The sequence below is a fragment of the uncultured Wocania sp. genome (assembly GCF_964021735.1).
Taxonomy (GTDB): Bacteria; Bacteroidota; Bacteroidia; order Flavobacteriales; family Flavobacteriaceae; genus Wocania_A.
The window spans coordinates 1-5,676 of the sequence record NZ_CAXIBN010000193.1; the positions used below are offsets into that span (position 1 = coordinate 1).

The window sequence follows — 5,676 nt, forward strand, 5'->3', positions numbered from 1 at the left end:
TATAATAACAATAAGCTTGAGTGGGCGAATTTCTGCGAAATTCGGTGAGGGTTTGCTATCTTAGGACTTTATACAGTAATTCTGGCGGGATTTGCCGCTTACTGTGATTATACTAACACGTTAGCCTTCATTTTGACAAAACCGCCCGCAATTAAACAAAAATTCAAAAACAATATTAAAAAAAGAACTACGTTGAGTTGTTTTACGAACTGATAAATTCAAAAAAATATGGAATTTTATTTTATACAAATAGGCTTAGCTTTAATGCTTGCTTTTGTAACCTATTCATTAAGTAATAAAATTAATAGAAGTGCGAATAGATATTTAGCCATTCTTTTTGGTTTTATATCATTACTATTTACACTTCCTTTAATTGGAGAATATTTTTTTGAAGAATGGTTTGGTGTAGATATTGTCCTTGAAAGTATCATATTCCTTATTCCTTCATTCCTTTATTTATCAGTATATCACTTTGTGAATAGACCTAATTATTTCTTAAAAAAACATTATCTACTATTTATTCCTTTTATAATGGTGGTTATGGTTTGGATGTTTTTAAATAGTACAGAAACTAATCGTCTATTTTTAGAAAACAGCTTTGAAACTTTTGATGCTTTTTTAATAATTGCGCTTTTTTTATTTTCTGTAATCATTTTCTATTATGTAATAAAGATGCTTATTAAGCATAAAAAAAACGTTTTAAAGCTTCACTCTAATAAACAAGGTGTAAACCTAAATTGGCTTTATAATTTAATACTTGTTTTCCCTTTACTACTTATAATTCATTTAGTTTTTGAAATAAGTTCCGAAGAAAATTACTTTGTATATTTTTCCAACTTTATGTTATTCATTATTTTATTTTATAGTGGCTATCATATTTTACAACAAAGAGAAGTTTTTGACCTAACCCCTAGACAAAAGTTTCAATTTGTAAATGAACCTCTTCAAAAAGTCAGTTTTCAAAAAGAAGAGCTTATAGATAAAAACTTAGTACTTGAAATAGCTAATGAACTAGAAAAATTAATGGAAGAAGAACAACCATTTTTAAACAAAAATCTTTCATTATCTACACTTTCCGACAAATTAAATACGAGGACACATATTTTATCATTTGTTATCAATACAAACTATAATGTAAACTTTTACACCTATGTAAATAAATTTAGATTAAACTATAGTAAATCACTTCTTAAAAATCCGAAAAAGCAACATTTAAGTATGGAAGGTGTCGCTTATGAAAGTGGTTTTGGTTCTAAAAGCACCTTTAATACGCTTTTTAAAAAGCATATAGGAATGACACCTCTTCAATTTAAAAATAATGAAAATCAATAAGTTAAAAATTATCGCATCCAAGTAGTTGTTCAACTTTATCCAGTTGAACACTAATTCATATCAATATGAGTTTCTTTGGCAAACAATTAAACTTAAATTTTTATGAAGCTCAATTTTTTTTCAATTATTTTATTTTCCGTGATGTTTTTCACGATGGCATGTTCAACAGACGACAATGCTAACTCTATTAATCAGGTTGATCCCATAATTGGTTCTTTTCAATCAAGTTTCACATTAACAGATGAGACAGAGGATGGACAAGTTGTTGATATCTCTGCCAATGGGATAATCATATTTAATGCAGATGGTACTGGTTCTAGAAATCTATTAGTTACAACTGACGGAGGCGAACCTCAAGAATCAAATGAGACATTTGAATGGGAAAATCTATCTTCCACACTTAATTCTTCGGAAACTACACAAAATTATGCTATTAACGGTGACGCTTTTACAGCGGTATTCACATCCACTTTTAGCAGTCTTGTTCTATCTGAAGACGGTGGAGATCTTCAAATTTCAATGACAAGAAATTAAAAGATGAGCAGAGATTTTATATTTATAATTTCCGTAGTATTTACTGTTATTAGTTGCAATCCGCATGATATTACAGGAGATTATGTGCCTATTATAAATCGTACCGCTGAGGTTCATGCCTATGAATGTGAAGATGCTTTAGGACCACTCCCCAGATTTAGTTGTGCTGATGCAATTGAAGTCCCAACTACTAAAGATGGTGTTCCTGTAACATTTCCTGGTGGTGAGGAAGGTAGTGGAAGTACAGACCCAAGTGATTGTGACCATCCTTGGGCTTTTGGTATGGCATGTCAAACAGGAAACAGGGTAGGCCGATATCAAGGGTTGAATGTTGATGGAAGTGAAAATACGGATGTGGTTTTTATAACTTTTTGCAGAGATGGAGGACTCGGAGTTATAGGTTATAAGTTTTCTACTGGAGAAACTTGTTTCTTTTCTATTATTGATGGCGCCGATTCAAATAATACTCCCCTTCCTGGAGAAACAGGATATAATGATTCTTGGATGAGTCCACAAGTAGTTGCAGATGATAGATGTATGAATTGTCACATGGCAGACCCTTTTCTACATACTCCTGCAATAGATCAGTTATATCTTCCTAATACGCAAGAATTATTAGTTCCTATAACAGCGAATGGCCCATACACGATTATTGGAGCAGAATTTCAACAACCAATAACTGCGAGTTTTGATAATAATCAATGCGTATCATGTCACCGTCCACAGTGTACCACACATTTTCAAAATTATCCGTTGGACGAATTAGTAATGCCACCGCCTTTTCAAAATGCTACTGACTTTGACCATAGTAATATTTCCAATGCAGATAGGCAAGCTATTAGAGATTGGTGCGCAACTCTTGGATTATAAGGCTCTAATGGTTAAATAATAATATTATGATGAAAAAAATAATATATACTAGTATTTTAATACTAATGATGTCAAGTTGTTCTGAAGGGTATATTCCAATAGATGAAGCTACTACAATACCAACAGGACCTATTACCTATCAAACACATATTAGTCCTGTTATTTCTTCAAGATGTATTAGCTGTCACGGAGGTAGCGACCCGCAAGGAGGACTTTTGTTACAAACCTTTAATCAAGTTCGCAATTCAACAGAAAATGGAACACTTATTCAACGCATAAACGACCCTGCAGATCCAATGCCAACTACAGGATTAATGCCTGCTTCTACAAGAGCACTTTTTGATGAATGGGTGAATAATGGTTATTTAGAAAATTAGTTATGAAAAAACACACGTTCTTAATTGCTTTTTGTTTTTTAGTATCATTACAGCTTCATTCACAAAAATACTTTACTCGCTCAGGTATCACTCAATTTGAAGCCTCAGAAAAAGCCTTTGAGCCTATTGAAGCAATTAATAGTAGCACTACAGTACTATTAGATACTAACAATGGTAATATAGTCTCACAGGTGTTTATGGCAGGATTTCAATTTAGAAATGCCTTAATGCAAGAGCATTTTAACGAAAATTATATGGATAGCTATCAATACCCTAAAGCAACATTTAAAGGCAATCTAGATAATTTTTCTATTGTCAGTTTGAAAGCTAATAACAGCTATGATTTAAATGGAGTGCTTAGCATAAAGGGTATAAATAAAAACATTCAAACAACTGTATCTGTAAAAGTTGAAAACAATCGAATATTTATTTCAGGTAGTTTTTACGTAAACGCTAATGATTTCGACATCAAAATTCCTTCAATTGTTCAAGACAAAATTGCAAAGCAAATTGAAATCAGTATTGCTTATGAGCTTATTGAAAAAAAATAAAACTGTTTTTATAATTATTTCGATAGTCATATTGAGTGTTGGGATAATTTCTGTTTATCAATATATATATCGTTCACCTAAAAAAACAGTTGAGATAGCTCCTGAATATAAAGGAAATGCAAATGAATTCAACTATTTGGTAACTGATAATCTTTCCCATTGGATAAGTAAAATTGTTCAAATAACTGGAAAAGTTACACAGGTTAATGAGGATGGTATTTTACTTAATGGCACTATTTATTGTCAAATTGAAGATATACACGATTTTCAATCAATTACCGAAAATCAGAATATTGTTATCAAAGGAAAATTGGTTGGGTTTGATGAATTATTAATGGAAATAAAATTAAATCAATGTATTATTATTCAATAAAAAAATCGTTTTTAATAGCAGTACTATCAGTTATTCCTTTCTTATGTGAAGCTCAGGAAGATGATTTGCTACAAGAATTAGATAGTTTAAATCAAAATAAAACATCATTTGAATTACCCGCTTTTAAAGCTCTTCAAATTGGTAATTTACAATCAACAAAAGTGGTTGATAAAGGCGATTTGTACCTTGTAGTAGCGCACCGCTTTGGAACCTTAAAAAATGGGATAGATGACTTTTTTGGATTAGACCAAGCCAATACCAAAATTCAATTACTCTATGGTTTATTGCCAAATTTACAAGTGGGATTTAGTAGAGATAGTTATGAAAAAACATACTCTGGAACTGCTAAATATAAGTTATTCAGACAATCCGATAGAGTTCCTGTTAATGTATCACTTTATGGTAGTGTGGATATGAATTCACAGCTCAAAAAAAGTGTATACCCTGGGCTAAAAACATCTGATCGATTTTCATATACTGCACAAATTTTAGCATCAAGAAGTTTTTCAGAAAAACTTTCTTTAGAAGTAGCGCCAATTTTTGTGCGTCACAATTTACAAGATTTGAATTTTACTAAAACTCTGACTCATAATCAACTACTTTTTGGGATGGGAGGTCGCTATAAACTTTCTAAAAGATTAAGTTTGAATATGGACTATGCCTATAATTTTAGTAAAAACAAGAATTCATTATATAAAAACCCTTTAACAATAGGGGTTGATATTGAAACAGGCGGTCATGTTTTTCAATTATTATTTACCAACTCCAGAGCGAGTAATGATAGTAGTTTTTTAACAGAAACCACTGGAGATTGGTCCAAGGGTGAAATTTCATTTGGCTTCAACATTGTACGTGTATTTTAAGTTAACCTTTACAAATAGTTCAATTATAAATTCAAATCACTACTCTTTTAAATATGTTTGAAAGGTTAAAAACTAAATAGAATAGGAAGAAGATCACTCATAATTTAGGTCTGAATATTCAAAATGTAACAAATAGGCTTAATAAAACTGTTCCTGATTATTTTTATGATGATGTAACAAATGAGATTATGAAAAACACAACAGAACAAAATGGATTGTTTCCATTTTTAAAGTAGAGTATAAATTTTTTAAAAATCATTTACGGAATAAAAATATTGAAGACTAAAAAAACGAAAGGCTAACAACGTGTATAATTCATTGCTAGTACTCGCCTACTTACGAAAATCCTTGCAGATTTTCTATTTGGTTTGTATTTGCTAAATTAGGTGCTTAAACACGCAACGAAATCATACACAAACACGTTGTAAAACATTTTAGAGCAACATACAGGAAAGCCGAAAACTGAATAGAGTAAGCAAAAATTTAACATAAAATAAAATGAAAAAAATATTACTTCTATTTGCTTTTGTATTATTAAGTACTTTAAGTTATTCCCAAGAATTAACTTATTCAAAAAATTATAATGGAGATACAGTAGCAAAAGACAAATATGGAAATATTGTAGCAACGGGTTCTAAAAATTACAATGGTGATTTTGTTTGGAAAGACAAATATGGAAATGTAATTAAAACAGAATCTCGTAATTATAATGGAGATAAAGTTTCTAAAGATAATTATGGAAAAATTTAAAGTTACCGATGTTGTAGATGATGTAA

The 5,676-nt window shown here is 30.6% G+C and carries 8 protein-coding genes; all 8 read left to right on the forward strand.

Going from position 1 to position 5,676, the window contains the following annotated elements:
• The first annotated feature begins 228 nt into the window (after nucleotides 1–228).
• The 8 genes from AADI82_RS13295 (at nucleotide 229) to AADI82_RS13330 (ending at nucleotide 5,650) form a co-directional block, all read left to right on the forward strand.
• On the forward strand, nucleotides 229–1,332 hold the full coding sequence (locus AADI82_RS13295; protein WP_341216911.1) for a helix-turn-helix domain-containing protein: 1,104 nt from the start codon (nucleotides 229–231) through the stop codon (nucleotides 1,330–1,332).
• Between the two features lie 153 nt (nucleotides 1,333–1,485).
• On the forward strand, nucleotides 1,486–1,866 hold the full coding sequence (locus AADI82_RS13300; protein WP_341216912.1) for a hypothetical protein: 381 nt from the start codon (nucleotides 1,486–1,488) through the stop codon (nucleotides 1,864–1,866).
• Nucleotides 1,867–1,869: 3 nt separating this feature from the next.
• Nucleotides 1,870–2,736 carry a hypothetical protein gene (locus tag AADI82_RS13305; protein WP_341216913.1) on the forward strand — a complete coding sequence of 289 codons (867 nt, stop codon included), beginning with the start codon at nucleotides 1,870–1,872 and terminating at the stop codon, nucleotides 2,734–2,736.
• A 26-nt stretch (nucleotides 2,737–2,762) separates the two neighbouring features.
• Nucleotides 2,763–3,113, forward strand: coding sequence for a c-type cytochrome domain-containing protein (locus AADI82_RS13310; RefSeq protein WP_341216914.1), 351 nt, complete (start codon nucleotides 2,763–2,765; stop codon nucleotides 3,111–3,113).
• Between the two features lie 2 nt (nucleotides 3,114–3,115).
• Nucleotides 3,116–3,664 (forward strand): YceI family protein, encoded by a 549-nt coding sequence (locus AADI82_RS13315; RefSeq protein ID WP_341216915.1) that lies wholly within the window; start codon nucleotides 3,116–3,118, stop codon nucleotides 3,662–3,664.
• Nucleotides 3,642–4,037 carry a hypothetical protein gene (locus AADI82_RS13320; RefSeq protein ID WP_341216916.1) on the forward strand — a complete coding sequence of 132 codons (396 nt, stop codon included), beginning with the start codon at nucleotides 3,642–3,644 and terminating at the stop codon, nucleotides 4,035–4,037. Before AADI82_RS13315 ends, AADI82_RS13320 begins: the two co-directional genes overlap by 23 nt.
• Nucleotides 4,019–4,900 carry a DUF5777 family beta-barrel protein gene (locus tag AADI82_RS13325; protein WP_341216917.1) on the forward strand — a complete coding sequence of 294 codons (882 nt, stop codon included), beginning with the start codon at nucleotides 4,019–4,021 and terminating at the stop codon, nucleotides 4,898–4,900. The genes AADI82_RS13320 and AADI82_RS13325 overlap by 19 nt, the downstream gene beginning before the upstream one ends.
• Nucleotides 4,901–5,398: 498 nt before the next feature.
• Nucleotides 5,399–5,650: a hypothetical protein gene (locus AADI82_RS13330; protein WP_341216918.1), complete on the forward strand. Its 252-nt coding sequence runs from the start codon at nucleotides 5,399–5,401 to the stop codon at nucleotides 5,648–5,650.
• Nucleotides 5,651–5,676: the final 26 nt, after the last annotated feature.

Coding starts and splice junctions, on each gene's coding strand:
- AADI82_RS13320 (WP_341216916.1), top strand. CDS start 3,642: ATGAGCTTATTGAAAAAAAATAAAACTGTTTTTATAATTATTTCGATA.
- AADI82_RS13305 (WP_341216913.1), top strand. CDS start 1,870: ATGAGCAGAGATTTTATATTTATAATTTCCGTAGTATTTACTGTTATT.
- AADI82_RS13315 (WP_341216915.1), top strand. CDS start 3,116: ATGAAAAAACACACGTTCTTAATTGCTTTTTGTTTTTTAGTATCATTA.
- AADI82_RS13300 (WP_341216912.1), top strand. CDS start 1,486: ATGGCATGTTCAACAGACGACAATGCTAACTCTATTAATCAGGTTGAT.
- AADI82_RS13310 (WP_341216914.1), top strand. CDS start 2,763: ATGATGAAAAAAATAATATATACTAGTATTTTAATACTAATGATGTCA.
- AADI82_RS13330 (WP_341216918.1), top strand. CDS start 5,399: ATGAAAAAAATATTACTTCTATTTGCTTTTGTATTATTAAGTACTTTA.
- AADI82_RS13295 (WP_341216911.1), top strand. CDS start 229: ATGGAATTTTATTTTATACAAATAGGCTTAGCTTTAATGCTTGCTTTT.
- AADI82_RS13325 (WP_341216917.1), top strand. CDS start 4,019: ATGTATTATTATTCAATAAAAAAATCGTTTTTAATAGCAGTACTATCA.